This window comes from Streptomyces sp. CS113 (genome assembly GCF_002188365.1).
Taxonomy (GTDB): domain Bacteria; phylum Actinomycetota; class Actinomycetes; order Streptomycetales; family Streptomycetaceae; genus Streptomyces; species Streptomyces tendae.
The window spans coordinates 2,164,155-2,181,734 of sequence record NZ_KZ195574.1 but is presented as its reverse complement, the minus strand read 5'-3'; the positions used below and the strand labels follow the sequence as shown (position 1 = coordinate 2,181,734).

Genomic DNA, 17,580 nt, shown 5'->3' with positions numbered 1-17,580 from the left:
TCAGACGGGGGGCTCTTCGGGCAGGAACGTCACCTGCGGGGCGCCCGTGCGCGGATGGGTGGCGACTTCCGCCGCGACTCCGTAGACGTCGGCCAGGAGTCGCGGGGTGAGGATCTCGGCGGGTGGTCCGGAGGCGGTGACTTCACCGGCGCGCAGGACGTAGAGGCGGTCGCAGTAGTAGGCGGCCAGGTTGAGGTCGTGCAGGGCGAGCAGCACGGTCGTGGGCAGGCGGCGCAGGGTGCCGAGCACGGACAGCTGGTGGCGGATGTCGAGGTGGTTGGTGGGCTCGTCCAGGACGAGGAGGGTGGGCTGCTGGGCGAGGGCGCGGGCGATGAGGACGCGTTGGCGCTCGCCGCCGGAGAGCCGGTCGAAGGGGCGGTCGGCCAGGTGGACGGCGTCGACCGCGAGGAGTGCGCGGTCGATGAGGCCGGCGTCCTCGGGGGTGTCGCCGGCGAGGAGGCGTTTGTGCGGGGTGCGGCCCATGGCGACGACCTCGCGGACGGCCAGGTCGAAGTCGGCGGCCGAGTCCTGGACCACCGCCGCCACGGTACGGGCCAGTTGCCGCACCGGCAGCGTCCAGGCGTCGTCTCCGTCGACCCGGACCCGGCCGGTGTCGGGGCGCAGGACGCGGTAGACGGTGCGCAGGAGGCTGGACTTGCCGCTGCCGTTGGGGCCGACGAGGCCGATGGTCTCGCCGCGGCGGGCGGTCAGGGAGACGTCGCGCACCAGGTGGCGGGCTCCGGCGGTGAGCGTGACGCCGTCGACGCACAGTTCGGCCGGGGTCGTGTCGCTCGCGGTCATGCCACTCCTCGGTCGGTGCCGCGTCGGGCGTCCCGGCGCATCAGCCACAGGAAGAAGGGCCCGCCGCACAGGGCGGTGAGCACGCCGACGGGTATCTCCATCGGTGCGGCGATCGTCCGCGCGGCGATGTCGGCCCAGATGAGGAAGATTGCTCCGCCCAGTGCCGCCGTCGGCAGGACCCGGCGGTGGTCGCCGCCGACGAACAGGCGCACGATGTGCGGCATCATCAGGCCGACGAAGCCGATCGGTCCGGCCGCCGCGACCAGCACGCCCGTGACGAGGGAGAGCAGGACGAACAGCCGGGCGCGGAAGCGGGCCACGTCCAGCCCCATCGTGCTCGCCGCCTCCTCGCCGGCCAGCAGCAGGTTCAGGTTGCGGGCCTGCACCATGAGGACGCCGACGCCGAGCAGCAGGGCCGTGCTCGGCAGCCACAGCGTGTCCCAGTTGACGCCGCCGAGACCGCCGAGGGTCCAGGCGAGGACCGCGCGGGCCTCGTTGCCCCGGTCGGTGGTGAGCAGCAGCAGATCGAGGACCGCGGTGAGCACCGCCGCGATCGCCACGCCCGACAGCACCAGCCGCGACGAGGTGATGCGTCCGCCGGTGCGGGCGGTGGCGTACACGAGCAGGAGCGCGCCCAGGGCGCCCAGGAAGGCGGCCACCGACAGGGAGGCGGGTCCGAAGAGCGTGAACCCGAACACGATCACCGAGACCGCGCCGAGCGACGCCCCGGAGGAGACGCCGAGCAGGTACGGCTCGGCGAGCGGGTTGCGCACCAGGGCTTGCAGGGCGGTGCCGATCACCGCGAGTCCCGCGCCGGTGACCGCACCGAGCAGCACCCGCGGCGCCCGTACGTCCACCACGATGGTCTCCCGGGCCCGTGACCAGTCCGGCTCCTGCCGGCCGGCGCCCAGCGCGTGCGTCACGATGCCCCACACCTGGCCCGGCGGCACGTGCACGGAGCCGATCGCGAGGCCCGCCGTCGCGGAGACGACGAGCAGGGCGGTGAGTACCAGCAGCGTGACGCCGAGCCGCGTACGGCCCCGTCCTGATCCGGTGGACTCCCGCCCCCGCACCGTCCCTTCGGCGGACGTGCCGGTGGCGGCCCGGGTCACCGGAAGCTCTCGGGGTGCAGTCCGCGGGCCAGGCCGTCGACCGCGTAGGCCGAGCGGATGCCGACCAGCGTCGCGGTCAGCGGCAGGACGACGAACCGCTTGTTCCTGATGGCGGGTACGTCGGCGAGCGCCGGCTGGGCTAGCAGGAACCTCTTCTTCTCCTCGACGCTTCCGGCGCCGGCGTAGTCGTAGACGGCGATGACTTCCGGCTTGCGCTCGACGACCTGCTCCCAGGAGACGTCGCCGAAGACGTCGTCCAGGTCGGCGAAGACGTTCTCGCCGCCGGCCAGCCGGATCAGGTCGGTGCCCAGGCCCTTGCCGCCCGCGGTGAAGGCGCTCTTGTCGCCACTGTCGTAGACGAAGACGGGCACCTCGGCCTCGCCCGCCACCTCGGCGGCTGCCCTGCCGACGCGGCGTCGCAGGTCGGTGACCAACTCCTCCGCCCGGTCCGGGACACCGAAGATCCTGCCGACCGTGCGGATCTCCTCGTAGGTGTCCTCCATCGTCACTTGCTTCTTGCCGCAGTACTCGCGGTTGAGGTAGGTGTCGATGCCGGCGTCGGCGAACGCCGTGCGGGAACGGCCCTCGTGCTCCGAGAAGGCGCTGCCGTAGCCGCCGTAGACGAAGTCGGGTTCGGCGTCCAGGATCCTCTCGAACGACGGTTCCTTCTTCGCCAGTTCGGGTATCGCCGCGTAGTCCTTCTCCAGCTCGGGCAGGACGGCGGAGTCGGGGAACGCCGTGCCGACCATGCGGTCCTTCAGACCGAGGGCGAGCATGAGTTCCGCCGGGTGCTGGTGGATGGTGACCACCCGCGACGGCGGCTCGTCGTAGGTCGTCCGCACGCCGCAGTTGTCGATGGTGACCGGGAAGCCCGCGGGCGCGGCGGCGGTGGCCTTGGGGTCCCCGCCGCCCTCGTCGGACGAACCGCATCCGGTGGTCAGCAGCACCGACGAAAGAGCCACGGCAGCGGCCGTGGCACGGAGGAGCCCGCGCGTGCGGGCAGGGGTGAACAAGGGGGACACGTGAAGCCTCCTGGAGTCCGCGCTCCTCGGATCGGGCCCGCGACGGACCAGTGTCCTGACTCCCGGATCGACGTTCCCTCCGCCTTCCCGCGCTCGGCGCAGTGGCATGTCGGAGGGGCGCTCCCCGGTCACAGTGGCGGGACCGTGCCGGATTCGCACCGGCTTCCTGTCTCCCGTCGCGGCGATGACCAGGCGATCCTACGGTTCCCCGAGCCGACGGCGAAAGGGCGGGCGTGCGGGGCCGGGCCGCGCCGCGCAGTTCGTGGCGCCGCTCCGCCGTGGCGCCGCTCCGCCGCGGCACTGCGGCACCGCTCCGCCGCGGACCTGCGGCACCGCGGCACCGCGGCACCGCGGCGAAGCGAACACCCGGTGACAGGCGCACCGTTCCGTGAGCGCCGTCCCGTGGGAGGATGGCGGGCGACAAGGCGACGGCGGAACGAGGAAGCCGGTGAGAATCCGGCGCGGTCCCGCCACTGTGATCGGCGAGCGCGTCCCGACAGGCCACTGCCCGGCAGCGGGTGGGAAGGCCGGGGCGGGCGGCGACCCGAGAGCCAGGAGACTCACGCGGTCGCCTCCTCGACGGACCACCGGGGCGGATCTCCCCGGAGAGAGGGACGGCACCCATGCCCGCGACGCCGACCGGACGAACGACCCACGACGCCAGGACCGGAGCGGGGGCCGGTGGCCCGGCGCCCTGCCGCGTCGTCGTGTGCCGCGACTGCTGCTGCGGCAGCCCCAAGGTGACCGGAGTCGACCACGCGGCCCAGACCGAACGCCTGCGCGCCGCGGTACCGGTACGCGTCTCCGACTGCCTCGACGCCTGCGACCACGCCAACGTCGTCGTCGTCCAGCCCTCCGCGGAGGGCCGGGCAGCCGGGGCCCGGCCCGTGTGGCTGGGGCTGGTCAACGACCCGGACGCGACCGAGGACATCGCCGCCTGGGCACGCGCCGGCGGACCGGGCGTCGCGCCGCGGCCGGACATCCTCGACCTGTACGCCATCACGCCGCCGCGACGGCGTAGGGCCTTCTGACCCCGCGGACGGAGAGCCGGGGGAGGGAGGGAGGAGGACGGGGAATCCGTACGAAGCCCGTGCCTCGTCGGCGTCCGTCGGCGCCGCCCCGCACGGGATCGTCCCCGGCCTGGCCGGGCCACCGTCCGCTCAGAGGGTGTCGGTTCGCTTTTCGAGGCGGGTGCCGTTGCGAAGAGTGATCGACATCAGGTCGCTGGGGGCGTCCAGTTCCAGGCGGTGCCAGCGACCGCGGGGGACGATCACGGCGGTGCCTTCCTGCAACTGCACCATCTCCTCGGCCTCGCCGGGCCCGTTGGGACGGAAGTGGAGGCGGACGCCGCCGGCCAGACAGCACACGGCTTCCTCGGCCTCCGGGTGCATCTCCCAGTGGTCGGCGTGAACGTCGGCGTCGGTCTCCACGTGGAACGTGGCGATCTGCCAGGCGCCGGAGCCGTTGCTCGTCATCTGCCGTTCGGTGGCTCGGACGTCGCCGTCGGGGTGGAAGTGCAGCGCCGAGGCGAACAGGTCGACGGTGGTGGTTTTCATGACGGTGTTCCTTCCAGCTGGTTCTCTTCGGGGGCGGTGGATTGCGGGAGAGGTGTGACGGGCCGGCGGCGCGGCAGCACACCGATCGCCACGACCGCCGCGAGCACGAAGACGGCGGCGGCGACGGCCAGGCCCAGGGCGTAGCCGTCGTTGAGCGCGGCGGGGCCGGTGGCTGTGCCGGTGTGAAGCGCGGCAATGGTGGCCAGGGCAGCCAGGCCGATGGAGCCGCCGAGTTGGCGGGAGCTGTTCATCAGGCCGGAGGCCATGCCGGCCTCACGCGCAGCGACGCCGGTGGTCGCGGCAGCGGCGACCGGGGCCAGGACCAGTCCGGCGCCGACGCTGGTGACGAGGGAGGGGCCGAGCACGTCGGTGAGGAAACTGCCGTCGGGGCTGATGAGGGCGAACCAGGCCAGGCCCGCGGCGGCCAGCAGGGCGCCGGGCACCAGGGACACGCGGGGGGTGCGTGCCGCGGTGATGCGGGTCGCGACGACGGTCCCCGCAACGAGACCCAGGGAGAAGGGCAGAAATGCGGTGCCGGTCGCTGCGGCACCCATGCCCAGGACCTGCTGCATGTACAGGGACACGAAGTAGAACGCCGTGAACTGCCCGGCCGCGGCAAGGAACACCAGCACGTTCGCGCCGGCGACCCAGCGGCTGCGCAGCAGGCCGAGGCGCAGCAGCGGTGCGTCGGCCCTCGACTCGGCGAAGACGAAGACGGTCAGCACTACGGCCGCGGCAGCGAGGGTCGCCCACGTGACCGGGGAGTCCCAGCCAAGGGTGTCGGTGCGGACGACACCGAGCACCAGCAGCCCGACTCCGCCGGTCGCCAGGACGGCGCCCGGCGCGTCCAGCCGTTCGCGCCGGGCCGGTGCTGTTCCGGCGGGCACCCCGGCGGGGACGAGAGCGAGAGCCGCTATGACGATGGGCAGGTTGATCAGCATGACCCAGCGCCAGCCCGCGTACTCGGTCAGCAGCCCGCCTGCCAGCACGCCCAGCGCGCCACCTGCGGCGTTCACCGCGCTCCACACTCCGAGCGCGCGGACGCGCTGAGGGCCTTCGGTGAAGGTGGTGGTGAGCATCGCCAGCGCGGCCGGTGCGGCGGCGGCGGCGCCCAGGCCCTGCCCGGCGCGTGCGGCGATCAGTTGCCAAGGCGTCTGGGCCAGCCCTCCTGCCAGCGAGCACAGCCCGAAGACGGTCAGTCCCAGCACGAACATCTGACGCCGGCCGTACAGGTCGCAGGCACGGCCCCCCAGCAGCAGGAACCCGCCGAACGTGAGCGCGTACACGTGCACGACCCACGACAGGTCGAGCGGCGCGAATCCCAGCGCGGTGCGGATCGCGGGCAACGCGACGTTGACCACGGACATATCCAGCGCGACGACGAATTGGGCGACGGCGGCTGCCGCCAGCACCACGCCTGGCCTCTCCCGAGAGTTTTTATACATGTAAGAAAACTTAGCGCCGGGGCGTGGCCGTTGTCGACACCTGGGGGATGATGGGGACATGCCGCAGCCGTCCGCACCACGCAAAACCCCGGGCCGACCTCCCCGTATCTCCCGCGAGGAGATCATCGGGACAGCCCGCCGGATCGTGACCGAGGGAGGCGTGGACCGACTGACCATGCGGCGGCTGGCCGCGGAGGTCGGCAGCACGCCGATGGCGCTCTACCACCACGTCCGCGACAAGGAAGAACTGCTCGTCCTCCTGCTGGACGACTACGCCGCACGGACACTGCGCCGACCCGAACTGCCGGCCCACCCTCGTGAGCGGATCGTCGTCGCCGCCACCGCGATCCACGAGGCGCTCGCCGCCTGTCCCTGGATCGTGGAGGTACTGACTGCCGACGACCTGATGTCCACATCCGCGCTGTGGTTCGTCGAGCAGATCGTCGACGGCCTGGTTGAATGCGGCCTCCCGCTCGACCGGGCCGTGCACGGCTACCGTTCGATCTGGTACTACACCGCCGGAGAGATCGTGGTCAGGACGACAGCGACCCGGCGGCGCGCAGACGATGACCGCACGACCTACCGGGAGCAGGTCTTCGCCGATCTCGACCCGAGCGAGCTGCCCCGCCTGGCGCAGGCCGCGGACCGCTGGGCGCCGCTGACCGCCGAGGACACCTACCAGGACGGGCTCCGGGCCCTGGTGGACGGCCTCCTCGCCAACCGCTGACGACGTGCCGCGGAGGTACCCGACCCGGCACCTCCAGCCGCCTCCACCCGCTCCAGCGCCCGAAGTTCCGCGAACTGCTCACCTGCGCGCGGCTGGGCGGCACCGTGCACATTTCCGAGACGTTCCGCCTCGTGCGCGGCAACCAGCACGTCCTCGACGTCCTCGACGTCCTCGACGTCCTCGACGTCCTCGACGTCCTCGACGTCCTCGACGTCCGCGACGTCCGCGACGTCCGCGACGTCCGCGACGTCCGCGACGTCCGCGACGTCCGCGACGTCCGCGACGTCCTCAAAGTCCTGGCAAGGCCGCCGACTTCCTCCGCGCCACCGAGCTGGAGCCGGCCGAGCGGGCCGGAGCGTGACCGGCACGTCTGCTGAGGACGCGCGGACGCGCTCCGCCGTTCACGCCACGGGGCTGCGGCCCACCACCGCGCCCGCGCGGTCGATGCAGATCACGTCGACCGCGACGGGCGCCCCGCGCAGCACGGACAGGGCCTCGTCACGGGCGGCGATCGCCACCAAATCGCCCAGCGGTACCCCGGCCGCCCGGCAGAGCCGGAGCGCGGCGAGGCCCGTGTTCGCCGCGGCCACCTCGCGGGCCAGGGTCTCGTCCGCGCCGCCGCGCCGGGCCAGCTCGGCGAGGAAGCCCTTGTCGACCTGGGAGCGGGCGGAGTGCAGGTCGAGGTGTCCGGCGGCGAGCTTGGACAGCTTGGCGAAGCCGCCGCAGACGGTGAGCCGGTCCACCGGGTGGCGGCGCACGTACTTCAGCACGGCGCCCGCGAAGTCGCCCATGTCCAGCAGGGCGTCCTCGGGCAGCCCGTACTCGGCGACGACCGTCTTCTCCGAGGTGGACCCGGTGCATCCGGCGACGTGCGTACGGCCGGCCGCCCGTGCCACGTCCACCCCGCGCCGGATGGAGTCGATCCACGCCGAGCAGGAGTAGGGGACGACGATGCCGGTGGTGCCGAGGATGGAGAGGCCGCCCAGGATGCCGAGGCGGGGGTTCCAGGTGGACCGGGCGATCTCCTCGCCGTGGTCGACGGAGAGGGTGATCTCCACGTCGCCGCTGCCGCCGTGCCGCTCGGCGACGCGGGCGACGTGGTCGCGCATCATCTGGCGGGGGACCGGGTTGACGGCCGGTTCGCCGACGGGCAGCGGCAGGCCGGGCCGGGTGACGGTGCCCACGCCCGGCCCCGCCCGGAAGACGACGCCGGAGCCCGGAGGCAGTCGGCGTACCGTCGCCCGGACCAGCGCGCCGTGGGTGACGTCCGGGTCGTCACCGGCGTCCTTCACGATCCCCGCCGTCGCGTACGCGTCCGTCAGCTCCTCGGCCGCGAGCGCGAACGACGGCGTCTGCCCCTTGGGCAGGGTGATCGTCACCGGGTCGGGGAAGTCACCGGCGAGCAGCGCGGTGTACGCGGCCGTCGTCGCGGCGGTCGCGCAGGCGCCGGTGGTCCAGCCGTGGCGCAGACCGGTGTGCTTGAGTTGGGCGCTGCGACCGCCCTTGGCCTCGCCGCTCATGCCTCACTTCCGGAAAGGGATCGTGATGAAGGACCTGTCGTGCACGTGCTGATCCTCGGCGGCACCACGGAGGCCCGCCGGGTCGCCGAACGGCTGGCGGCCGAACCGCTGCCGGGGCTGCGGGTGACGAACTCCCTTGCGGGACGGGTCGCCGCGCCCAGAACACCGCCCGGCGAGGTGCGCGTCGGCGGTTTCGGCGGCGCCGAGGGGCTCGCCGCCTGGCTCCGCGAGCACACGGTCGACCTGCTCATCGACGCCACTCACCCTTTCGCCGGCACGATCAGCTTCAACGCGGCACGGGCCGCCGCCACCGCCCATGTTCCCCTGCTCGCGCTGCGCCGCCCCGGATGGGTGCCGGTCGAGGGGGACGTCTGGCACGAGACCGGCTCCTTGGCGCAAGCGGCCGCCCTGCTGCCTTCCCTCGGACGACGCGTCTTCCTGACCACGGGGCGGACGGGGCTGGCCGCCTTCGCCGGCCTGGACGACCTCTGGTTTCTCGTCCGGTCCGTGGAACCGCCCGAGGCGCCGTGTCCCGCCCGCACCGAGGTGCTGCTGGAGCGCGGCCCGTTCACCCTCGACGGGGAGCGCGAGCTGCTGCGCCGGCACCGGATCGACGTCCTGGTCACCAAGGACAGCGGCGGCGCGGCCACCGCACCGAAGCTGACCGCCGCCCGCGAGGCCCAACTGCCCGTCGTCGTGGTGCGCAGGCCGCCGGTGCCCGAAGGGGTGCCCGTGGTGACCGGGCCCGACCAGGCGGCGCGGTGGGTACGCGAGGCACACGCGCGCCACCGGTCCGCGCGGCGGCGCGGTCCTCACGTCCGCGGATAGCGGCGGGGCGTCCAGACGACCTCGTCGCCGCCTCCACGCCGTACGGTCCGGGTCCGGGACGAGCCGACCAGCAGGATCGTGCGCATGTCGACCTCGGCCTGGTCCAGCTCCGCCAGCCGCACCCGGTCGAGGTAGGTGGTGTATCCGACCAGGTCGTCCGCCGCGGCGAGGGCGCCCCGCGTCTCGGGCGTCAGCCACAGCGGACCGGCCGGACCCGTCCCCACGACGACGGCCTCGCCCGTCGACCCCGGTTCCGGGACGGCCGGTTCGGCACCGACCCGGCTCGGCAGCACCGCCACCGAGAAGTACGGCACCGACTCGGGGTCCACCTCGGCGACTTCCCCGAGACGCTCTCCCGCCATGGTGGCGCGCTCCACGTACCGTGCGGCACCTAGGGGGGTGTCGTTTGGATCTTGCCGGGGTCGCCGCACCTTGGGGAAGGTGCGCCCCAGCTTCATCACGACCGCCGTGTCCGCCGAGGCGAGCCGTGCGGTCAGCTCCTCCTCGGGCAGGGTGCCGGGCAGGACGGTGAGCACCTCCTCGCCCTCGGCGAGCGGCGTGCCCAGCCGGGCCGCGGCGGCGGAGACGGAGGTGACGCCGGGGGTCACCTGGGTGTCGAAGCGGCTGGCGAGCCGCTTGTGCAGGTGCATGTAGGAGCCGTAGAAGAGCGGGTCGCCCTCCGCCGGCACCGCGACCGTCCAGCCGCCTCCAGGTGGGCGGCCAGCCGGGCCGACGCCTCAGCGTAGAAGTCGTCGATGGCGCCCCGGTAGCCGCCGGGATGGTCGGTGGCCCCGGTGGTGACGGGGTAGACCAGTGGCTCCTCCACGTGGTCGGCGCGGATGTGCCGCGCCGCGATGGATCGTGCGATCGACCGGCCGCGGCGGGCGCTGTGACAGGCGATCACGTCGGCCTCGGTGATGGCCTCGACGGCCCGCACGGTCGTCAGGGACGGGTCGCCGGGCCCGAGCCCCACTCCGTACAGCCTGCCGCTCATTCTTCCTCGCTCGCGATCGCGTTGAGTGCGGCGGCGGCGATGGCGCTGCCGCCGCGACGGCCCCGGACGACCAGGTGTTCCAGGCCGAAGGGGTGGGCGGCGAGCGCGTCCTTGGACTCGGCGGCGCCGACGAAGCCGACGGGCACGCCGATGACGGCGGCCGGGCGGGGCGCCCCTTCCTCGATCATCTCCAGGAGCCGGAACAGGGCGGTGGGCGCGTTGCCGACGGCGACCACGGCGCCCTCCAGCCGGTCCCGCCACAGCTCCAGGGCGGCGGCGCTGCGCGTGGTGCCGAGCTTCGCCGCCAGCTCGGGGACGGCGGGATCGGACAGGGTGCACAGCACCTCGTTGTCCGCGGGCAGCCGCTTGCGGGTCACGCCGCTGGCCACCATCCGCACGTCGCAGAGGACGGGTGCGCCGGCGCGCAGGGCCTCGCGGGCGCGCCGCACCACCGCGGGGGTGTACGAGAGGTCGCGCACGAGGTCGACCATGCCGCAGGCGTGGATCATCCGGACCGCGACCTGGCTGACGTCCGCGGGCAGCCCCGCGAGGTCCGCTTCCGCGCGGATGGTCGCGAAGGACTGGCGGTAGATGGCCGCGCCGTCCTTTTCGTAGTCGTAGGGGGTCACGGTGCTGTTCTCGCTGCTCTCGGTCGTAGTGGTACGGCTCATGAGGTGATCGCCGCCAGGGCGGTGGCGAGCCCGGAGACATCGTCGAGGTCGGTGGTGCGGGGCGGTCCGTCCCCGGCCGGTGCGGTGAGGCGGTAGCCGCCCTCCGGGGTGGCGACCACGTCGACGCGCTCGCCACGGGGGTGGCCGCAGCGTCGCTCGCAGCCGGACCAGTACAGGGGGAGGCGCGACCCGCTCGCGGCGGCGAGGGTGCGGGCGGCGTCGGCGCGTACGTCCGCGCGGGACCTGCCGCAGCCCGGCCGGCCGATGCACGCGCCGACGCCCGGCCACGGGGAGGAAGGGTCGGTGACGAGCCCCGTGGCGGCCAGACGGGAGAGGGCCGCGCTCCGTTCGGAGTCGGTCAGGTCCGGGGCGGGTACGACGATGCCGCGCCACGGGGTGAGGCGCAGTTCAGCGGGGGCGACGTCGGCCAGTGCCCGCCACTGAGGGGCGGTCAGGCGGCCCAGCGGGGCGTGCACGCAGAGCGCGGACCCGGTGAGGCCGGGCGGCGGCCCACCGGTGACCGTCATGTCCTTCCGCACACGCACGGAGCCGATCCCCGACTCCGCCAGGCGGCTCCGCACGGCGCGTGTCAACTCCGGCCGCTGCGACCCGAGTTCGTCGATCCGCCAGACTCGCCCACCGGCGTGCCGCGCGCATTCCACGAACACCTCGGCGGCCGGCAGAGCCGCTCGCGGCGCGTCGTCGGCGGCGACCCGCAGCGACTCCCGCGCCGAGCCCAGGGACATGAGCGCTCCGCCGTCCGCCGTGGCCCGCACGGTCACGTCGGCACCGAGCGGGGCCACGTCTCCGCGTCCGTCGTCGAGCGCGAACAGGAACCGTCCCGACAGTCCGCGCGACACCGCGCTCGCGCACAGGCCCGCGTCCAGGGCGGTGAGCCAGGACCGCACGTCCCGCGTCCCGCGCCCGTCCAGCCCGGACAGCGGGGAGGCGACGATGTTGCGCACCCGCTCGTGCTCCGGCGACGGCAGGAGACCGGTCGCGTCCAGCAGCCCGGCCAACTCCCCGCCGCACGCGTCACGGAGCCCGCGCAGCTGCACGTTGCCGCGCGAGGTCAGGTGCAGCTCCCCGTCGCCCAGCCGCAGGGCCGCGGCCGCGAGCGCGTGCGCCTGCCGGACGGTGAGGACGCCACCGGGCACGCGGACCCGGGCCAGCGCGCCGTCGTCGGCGGCGTGCAGCCGCAGCGTTCCCGGGCAGGCGTCACCACGGTCCCGCAGGGCCGGTGTGGCCTGGGGCGATGAGAGCGGGGCAGCTGTGGACACGGCGGCGAGCATACCGACCATCACACGGGATGTATGCCCTGCCCTCCAGTCGTGACCCTTACTGTGCTGCTCCAGGTGGATCACCCGGTCCACCGCCGCCACGACGGCGACAGGGGAGGAAGCCCGGTGCGAACCCGGCGCGGTCCCGCCACTGTGAGTCCGGCCACTACGGGGCCGGGCGAGCCAGGAACTCCCGCCGTCCTCCACCGCCCGGGGCGCGGACCCCGAGGAAGGCCGGACGGCGCGAGATGGAGACGGCGTACCGTCGCATCGCGGTCGCCGCCAGGAACACCGACACCCGCGAGCACGACATCGCCGACTCCGACGACTACTTCCAGTACCACGACGGCATGGTCGCCACCGTCCGCGCCCTGCGCGGCACCGCCCCCGAGGCGTACATCGGCGACTCCACGCGCCCCGAGACGGTCCGCACCCGCACCCTGGTCGAGGAGACCTCCCGCGTCTTCCGCGCCCGCGTGGTCAACCCCCGCTGGATCGAGGCGATGCGCCGCCACGGCTACAAGGGTGCCTTCGAACTCGCCGCCACCGTCGACCACCTCTTCGGCTACGACGCCACCACGGGTGTCATGGCCGACCGGATGTACGACAGACTGACCGAGACGTACGTCCTGGACCCGGCCAACCGCGCGTCCCTCCGGGAGGCGGAGTCCCGGGGCATGTGGGAGAAGCCGGACCCGTCGGTCCTGGAAGCCCTCCGCCAGGTTCACCTGGAGACGGAGGGCGACCTGGAGAGCGAGGACCGAGGGTCCGTCCGCGACACCGGGCGCCGGCCGGCGGGAACCTCCCGCCGGGTGCCGGACACGGACGGAGTATGGAACTGAACGACGCTGGTCCCGCCGCACCGGTCGGCGGGTCGTCCGACCGGGAGCTGTGGGCGAGGGCCGTCGACGGCGATCGTGAGGCGTTCGGCCGGATCTTCGACCGTCACGGCAAGGCCGTCTACAACCACCTGTTCCGGCGGACGGCCGACTGGTCCGAGGCCGAGGACCTCACGTCGGCGGTGTTCCTGCATGCCTGGCGGCGGCGGGCGGAGACGGTGCTCGACCGCGACTCGGCGCTGCCGTGGCTGCTGGGCATCGCCAACGGCCAGTTGTCGAACACCAGGCGGCGGCTGAGACGGGCCGAGGCGCTGCTGCACCGGCTCGTGTCGCACCAGGAGTCGGTGGGCGACCACGCGGAGCGGGTCGCCGGCCTGGTCGACGACGAGCGCCGCATGTCGGAGATCCACCGGGCGCTGGCCCGACTCCCGCGGCACGAACGCGAGGTCGTCGAGCTCTGTGTCTGGTCGGGCCTGGACCAGCAGGCGGCCGCCGCGGTGCTGAAGGTGGCCGTCGGCACCGTGAAGTCCCGGCTGCACCGGGCGCGGCGGAGGCTGGGGGCCGATCTCGGCCAGGCCGCGGCCGCGCCACCGTTCGGTTCCCACCATCCCGTCAACCCGAAGGAGGTCGCACGATGAATGACGGCCAGGGCATCCCCGCGGCTCCTTGTGATCGTGATCTGCCGGACCACCGGCGGACCCGAGAGGAACTACTGATGAAGATCGGTCCACAGGACAACGGGACCTCGCTGCGCCGCAGATGGGGAGTGCCGCTCGGGGTCGCCGGCGGGGTGACGGCGGTGAGCCTCGCGGCCGTGGTCGTCCTCGGCGGTACGGGGGACAGCGGACCGGAGGCCGCCACCCCGGCGCACGGCGGCGGAAGTCCGGCCGCCTCCACCCCGACAGCGGGTCAGAGCGCATCGTCCGCGCCCGGCGGCAGTTCGAGCGAGACGGGCTTCACCATCACCGACGCGACGACGACCCCGATCGACGCGGGGACCGTCACCAAGATCCTCTCCTCCTGCCTGGGACCGGACGCCTCGCGCTACGAGCCCGTCGTCGCGGTCCGCACGCCCCTCGCCTCGGCGGACTGGGACGGCGTGGTGGTGGCCGTCGACTCCGCCGGCCAGTACGTGCAGTGCCAGTCGAAGGGCGCCAAGGGCACCAGTCAGGACTCCCCGCCCACCTTCATCAACGACCGCCTGTGGGGCAGCGGTCGCGTCGTCGCGTACTTCGACTCCATGATGGTGCCCGCCGGCGAGGGGAGATACCTCATGCTGGGCGCCGGGCACTACGCGTCCGACGTCTCCAGGATCACCGTCAGCTACGGCGACGACCCGAAGCAGTACCCGGCCCGCATGGCGGGCGGCGCCTTCGTCTACGGGGCCGCGCTCTCCCCGGACACGCCTCCCGGCCCGCGCTACCTGGGCCCGAGCCCTTACGTCCACGCCTACGACGCCTCGGGCAAGGAGATCTACAACCAGGCCGAGGACCCGAAGTTCACCGACGGGGAGTAGGGCCGGCCCCTCCTCCGCGCGTGCGCGTCACGCGGACGATCCCGGTGCGAGCCAGCGGTAGCGACCGCCGCACTCGTTGCCGAGCCAGCCGTTCAGGCTGCTCAGGCCCCGCTCGTTGACCTGCCCGTCATGGATGCCGAAGGCCCGTTCCGGGGCGACGGCGCGGACGAAGTCGATGGCCTCCGCCGTCTTCAGCCACGACCCCTGGACGGGGACCAGCAGCGTCTCCACGGGCCGGTCGGGACGGTGGAGGGAGTCCCCGGGGTGGTAGAGCCGGTCGTCCACGAGGTAGCCCAGGTTCGCGCAGTCCGGGAGGCCGCCGTGGACGGGTGCGTGCCGCCCGCCCTGGGCGGTCACCCGGAAGCCCGCAGCGGTGAACTCCGCGCCGGCGACGACACCGTTGAAGTCCAGACCCGGCAGGCGCGCCGACGCGGGGGCGTGGACGGGCACGCCCAACCCTCTCAGCCGCAACAGATCGACGTGGTCGGCGTGTTCGTGGGTGACCAGGACCGCGTCCGCGCCCGCGAGCGCCGCGGGCTCGCTCCAGACCCCGGGATCGACGACCAGCGTGCCGCCCTCGTGCTCCAGGCGGACGCAGGAATGGACGTACTTGGTAATCCGCATCCGCGTGAGCCTAGACCCCGGCCGGGGCATTGTGGCCGGGCGCTTCGGCGGCTATGGTCCTTCTTATCTGAGATGGATGCCTCATTTAAGAAAGGAATCTCGTCATGTTCATTGCTGCGGCGACGGACGGTGTGTCCGTCGCTCCGAGCTGGGACCGCGCCGCCGAGACCGAGACGCGCCGCCTGGGCGGGGTGCCGGCCGCCCACGTCGGCGACGCCCTGGCGCGGATGACCGTCATGGACGGCGGCATCCGGCTGCTCACCGAGCGCGCCGCCCTCCTGGGCCACGCCCTCACCGTGGACGTGCGGTCGGGCGACAACCTCGCCGTCCACCGGGCACTCGACGAAGCCCGGCCGGGCGACGTCCTGGTCGTCAACGGGCACGGGGACACCACCCGCGCCCTGATCGGCGACCTCATCGGCGAGATCATGGTCAACACCGGGGTCACCGGCGCCGTGGTCGACGGCGCGGTCCGCGACGTACAGGCGCTCTCCGCCATGGGGCTGGCCGTCTACGCGCGCGCGATCACCCCCGCCGGGCCGTTCAAGGACGGGCCCGGCGCCGTCGGAGCGCCGGTGGCGGTCGGCGGGACGGTCGTGGCGCCGGGCGACGTGCTCGTCGGGGACGCGGACGGCGTCGTCGTGGTCCCGCGGCGGCGGGTGACGGAGGTGCTGGGCAGGGTCGACAAGATCGCCGAGAAGGAGGACGCGCTGCGCGGTCGCATCCTCGCCGCGCGCCGGGACCGGTCGGCGGTGGCCCGATGACCGCCGCACCGCACGCCGTCCGCATCGAGGAACTGCGCCGCCGTTCGCGCCGCCCGGCCCTCGCCCCGGCCCCGCCGGGAGCCGTCTCGCTGGCCATGGGGGAGCCGGACTTCCCCACCCCTCCGGCGGTGGTGCAGGCCGCGGTGTCCGCCCTGCGCGAGGGGCACACCCACTACGCCGACCAGAAGGGCCTCGGTGAACTGCGCGCCGCGCTCGCCGCGAGGCTGCCGGCCCGTCCGGGCCGGACGTGGGGTGCGGACGACGTCCTGGTCACCCACGGTGCCACCGCCGCGCTGGCGGCGGTCGTGCTCGCGACGATCGGCCCCGGCGACCGCGTGGTCGTCCCCGAACCCGCCTACTCGCTCTACGCCGACCTGGTCGTCCTCGCCGGCGGCACCGTGGACTTCGTGCCGCTCGCCCCGGACCTGCACTGGGACCTGGACGCGTTGGCCGCCGCGCTTCCCGGCGCCGCCATGACGATCTTCTCGAACCCCTCGAACCCGACCGGCATCGTGCACCGCGAGGAGGAGCTGGCGGCCCTCGGCAGGCTCCTCGACGGCACCGACACCCTGGTCGTCAGCGACGAGGCGTACCACCGGCTGGTCCACCCGGGCCACGAACCGGTCTCGGCGCTGGAGGTCGCGTCGCTGCGCGACCGGACGGTCTACGTGCAGACGTTCTCCAAAACGTACGCGATGACCGGCTGGCGGGTCGGGTACCTGACCGGCCCGCGCGAGGTGGTGGACGCGGCGGCGCAGGTGCACCGGACCTGGAACGGCTCGGTGAACACGGCCGTCCAGCACGCGGCCCTGGCCGCCCTCGCCCTGCCGGACGCCGTCGTCGACGCCATGGCCGACCGGTACCGCCGGCGTCGCGACCTGGTGGTCGAGCGGTTGTCCGGCGTGCCCGGTCTGCACCTGGTGCCTCCCGAAGGGGCGTTCTACGGGTTCCTGCGCTACGACACCGGCCTGCCCTCGGAGGTGGTCGCACGCGAACTCGCCGAACGTGAGGTGATCGTCCGCGCCGGTGCCGAGTACGGGCCCTCGGGCGAGGGCCATCTGCGGATCTCGTTCGCGGCCTGTGAGGACGACCTGTGGGTCGGCCTGGAGCGGATCGTCCGCTACTTCGGCGATGCGCGCCCCTGAGCGCCCCGCACGGCACCCCGCGCGCCGCCTCGGCGGGAGCCGGCACCCCGAAGCGATACCCTTTGCCTGCACTTCTGTGAGGCGGAGGAGGCCCGTGACCGACCAGCAGGCCGCCCCGCGCGGGCGGCGCAAACCGCGCAGCGACACCCGGCGCAACCACCGCCGCCTCCTCCAGGCCGTCGGCGAACTGGCCCGGGAGGCCCCCGACCAGCTCACCATGCAGGCGGTCGCGTCCCGTGCGGAGATCGGTCCGGCCACCGCGTACCGCTACTACTCGTCGGTGGACGACGTGCTGGCCGCCTATGTGCTCAGCGTCGTCGAGGAGCTCCGCGACTTCAGCCTCGCCTCGACCGCCCAGGGGCGGCCCCTGTTCGACTCCCTCGTGGACAAGTGGGTGGACCTGCTCGCCGAGCACGGCCCGGCGCTCGTGCAACTGCGGTCCCGGCGGGGCTACCTGGAACGGCTGCACGACGGGAACGAGATCATCGTCGCCCTGCGGGACGCCTGGAGCGAGCCCGTGCGCGGCCTGCTCGACGACATCGGCCTGGCCGGCGTGCGGCACGAACACGCCCTGTTCCTCGGCAACATGCTCTTCGACCCCCGGGAGATCCAGGACCTGCTGCGGGAGACGGGTCTGACCCGCCGCGAGGTCGTCGCCCGGCTGACCGAGGCGTACTGCGGCGCGCTGCGCGGGTGGGTGCGGGCGGGCTGACCGCCCCGCCCCGCCGGCACCGCC

18 protein-coding genes, 2 pseudogenes and 3 riboswitches are annotated in these 17,580 nt (G+C 73.7%); of the genes and pseudogenes, 10 read left to right on the top strand and 10 right to left on the bottom strand.

Annotation, left to right across the window (positions count from 1 at the left end; all coding sequences use genetic code 11):
- From B9W62_RS09395 to B9W62_RS09385, 3 genes are read right to left on the bottom strand one after another with little or no spacing between them, the layout of a single operon-like run.
- Window positions 1–801, bottom strand: coding sequence for an ABC transporter ATP-binding protein (locus B9W62_RS09395; RefSeq protein WP_087806745.1), 801 nt, complete (start codon window positions 799–801; stop codon window positions 1–3).
- Window positions 798–1,874 (bottom strand): FecCD family ABC transporter permease, encoded by a 1,077-nt coding sequence (locus tag B9W62_RS09390; protein ID WP_256976761.1) that lies wholly within the window; start codon window positions 1,872–1,874, stop codon window positions 798–800. The genes B9W62_RS09395 and B9W62_RS09390 overlap by 4 nt, the downstream gene beginning before the upstream one ends.
- A 35-nt stretch (window positions 1,875–1,909) precedes the next feature.
- Entirely contained in the window at window positions 1,910–2,935 is a 1,026-nt protein-coding gene (locus tag B9W62_RS09385) for an ABC transporter substrate-binding protein (RefSeq protein WP_087806743.1), read from the bottom strand.
- 48 nt (window positions 2,936–2,983) lie between these two features.
- A riboswitch (cobalamin riboswitch) is annotated at window positions 2,984–3,105 on the bottom strand.
- A 265-nt stretch (window positions 3,106–3,370) separates the two neighbouring features.
- A riboswitch (cobalamin riboswitch) is annotated at window positions 3,371–3,497 on the top strand.
- 61 nt (window positions 3,498–3,558) lie between these two features.
- Here B9W62_RS09385 and B9W62_RS09380 point away from each other — a divergent pair.
- Window positions 3,559–3,966, top strand: a complete 408-nt coding sequence (locus tag B9W62_RS09380) for a hypothetical protein (protein WP_087806742.1) — start codon at window positions 3,559–3,561, stop codon at window positions 3,964–3,966.
- Window positions 3,967–4,095: 129 nt separating this feature from the next.
- On the opposite strand, the gene B9W62_RS09375 is transcribed toward B9W62_RS09380, so the two are convergent.
- Both B9W62_RS09375 and B9W62_RS09370 read right to left on the bottom strand, forming a co-directional pair.
- A complete protein-coding gene (locus B9W62_RS09375) occupies window positions 4,096–4,491 on the bottom strand; it encodes a cupin domain-containing protein (protein ID WP_087806741.1) in 396 nt (131 codons plus the stop codon).
- Window positions 4,488–5,936 carry an MFS transporter gene (locus B9W62_RS09370; protein ID WP_179235409.1) on the bottom strand — a complete coding sequence of 483 codons (1,449 nt, stop codon included), beginning with the start codon at window positions 5,934–5,936 and terminating at the stop codon, window positions 4,488–4,490. Before B9W62_RS09370 ends, B9W62_RS09375 begins: the two co-directional genes overlap by 4 nt.
- A 58-nt stretch (window positions 5,937–5,994) precedes the next feature.
- Here B9W62_RS09370 and B9W62_RS09365 point away from each other — a divergent pair, with 58 nt between their 5' ends.
- On the top strand, window positions 5,995–6,663 hold the full coding sequence (locus B9W62_RS09365; RefSeq protein WP_087806739.1) for a TetR/AcrR family transcriptional regulator: 669 nt from the start codon (window positions 5,995–5,997) through the stop codon (window positions 6,661–6,663).
- A 104-nt stretch (window positions 6,664–6,767) separates the two neighbouring features.
- Window positions 6,768–7,040, top strand: a complete 273-nt coding sequence (locus B9W62_RS40640; protein ID WP_256976253.1) for a hypothetical protein — start codon at window positions 6,768–6,770, stop codon at window positions 7,038–7,040.
- 24 nt (window positions 7,041–7,064) lie between these two features.
- Here the strand turns inward: B9W62_RS40640 and B9W62_RS09355 are convergent, their stop codons facing one another.
- Window positions 7,065–8,183, bottom strand: a complete 1,119-nt coding sequence (locus B9W62_RS09355; RefSeq protein ID WP_087806738.1) for a cobalt-precorrin-5B (C(1))-methyltransferase — start codon at window positions 8,181–8,183, stop codon at window positions 7,065–7,067.
- 39 nt (window positions 8,184–8,222) lie between these two features.
- On the opposite strand from B9W62_RS09355, the gene B9W62_RS09350 reads away from it, so the two are divergent.
- The gene (locus B9W62_RS09350) at window positions 8,223–9,011 is read left to right on the top strand and encodes a cobalt-precorrin-6A reductase (protein WP_087806737.1); all 789 of its coding nucleotides are present in this window, start codon (window positions 8,223–8,225) and stop codon (window positions 9,009–9,011) included.
- Here B9W62_RS09350 and B9W62_RS09345 read toward each other — a convergent pair.
- The 3 genes and pseudogenes from B9W62_RS09345 to cobG all read right to left on the bottom strand — a co-directional run bounded on the left by B9W62_RS09345 (window position 8,996) and on the right by cobG (window position 11,968).
- A pseudogene (locus tag B9W62_RS09345) lies at window positions 8,996–10,005 on the bottom strand (precorrin-2 C(20)-methyltransferase). The gene B9W62_RS09350 and the pseudogene B9W62_RS09345 overlap by 16 nt on opposite strands.
- The gene (locus B9W62_RS09340) at window positions 10,002–10,676 is read right to left on the bottom strand and encodes a precorrin-8X methylmutase (protein ID WP_087806736.1); all 675 of its coding nucleotides are present in this window, start codon (window positions 10,674–10,676) and stop codon (window positions 10,002–10,004) included. The pseudogene B9W62_RS09345 and the gene B9W62_RS09340 overlap by 4 nt, the downstream one beginning before the upstream one ends.
- Complete coding sequence (gene cobG / locus B9W62_RS09335) at window positions 10,673–11,968, bottom strand: precorrin-3B synthase (protein ID WP_179235970.1); 1,296 nt, start codon at window positions 11,966–11,968, stop codon at window positions 10,673–10,675. Before cobG ends, B9W62_RS09340 begins: the two co-directional genes overlap by 4 nt.
- A 103-nt stretch (window positions 11,969–12,071) precedes the next feature.
- Window positions 12,072–12,149, top strand: a riboswitch (cobalamin riboswitch).
- Window positions 12,150–12,169: 20 nt separating this feature from the next.
- Between cobG and B9W62_RS09330 the strand changes: the two are divergent.
- From B9W62_RS09330 to B9W62_RS09320, 3 genes and pseudogenes are all read left to right on the top strand, one after another.
- Window positions 12,170–12,717 (top strand): annotated as a pseudogene (locus B9W62_RS09330) (cobaltochelatase subunit CobN); the annotation flags it as partial.
- 71 nt (window positions 12,718–12,788) lie between these two features.
- Window positions 12,789–13,433 (top strand): RNA polymerase sigma factor, encoded by a 645-nt coding sequence (locus B9W62_RS09325; protein ID WP_087806734.1) that lies wholly within the window; start codon window positions 12,789–12,791, stop codon window positions 13,431–13,433.
- 77 nt (window positions 13,434–13,510) lie between these two features.
- Window positions 13,511–14,311, top strand: coding sequence for a hypothetical protein (locus B9W62_RS09320; RefSeq protein WP_179235408.1), 801 nt, complete (start codon window positions 13,511–13,513; stop codon window positions 14,309–14,311).
- 27 nt (window positions 14,312–14,338) lie between these two features.
- Here the strand turns inward: B9W62_RS09320 and B9W62_RS09315 are convergent, their stop codons facing one another.
- Complete coding sequence (locus B9W62_RS09315; RefSeq protein WP_179235407.1) at window positions 14,339–14,935, bottom strand: MBL fold metallo-hydrolase; 597 nt, start codon at window positions 14,933–14,935, stop codon at window positions 14,339–14,341.
- 104 nt (window positions 14,936–15,039) lie between these two features.
- Between B9W62_RS09315 and B9W62_RS09310 the strand changes: the two genes are divergently transcribed.
- The 3 genes from B9W62_RS09310 (at window position 15,040) to B9W62_RS09300 (ending at window position 17,556) form a co-directional block, all read left to right on the top strand.
- Complete coding sequence (locus B9W62_RS09310) at window positions 15,040–15,699, top strand: RraA family protein (RefSeq protein ID WP_087806731.1); 660 nt, start codon at window positions 15,040–15,042, stop codon at window positions 15,697–15,699.
- Entirely contained in the window at window positions 15,696–16,844 is a 1,149-nt protein-coding gene (locus tag B9W62_RS09305) for a pyridoxal phosphate-dependent aminotransferase (RefSeq protein WP_087806730.1), read from the top strand. Before B9W62_RS09310 ends, B9W62_RS09305 begins: the two co-directional genes overlap by 4 nt.
- Window positions 16,845–16,938: 94 nt before the next feature.
- Complete coding sequence (locus B9W62_RS09300) at window positions 16,939–17,556, top strand: TetR/AcrR family transcriptional regulator (RefSeq protein WP_087806729.1); 618 nt, start codon at window positions 16,939–16,941, stop codon at window positions 17,554–17,556.
- The last annotated feature ends 24 nt before the right edge of the window (window positions 17,557–17,580 follow it).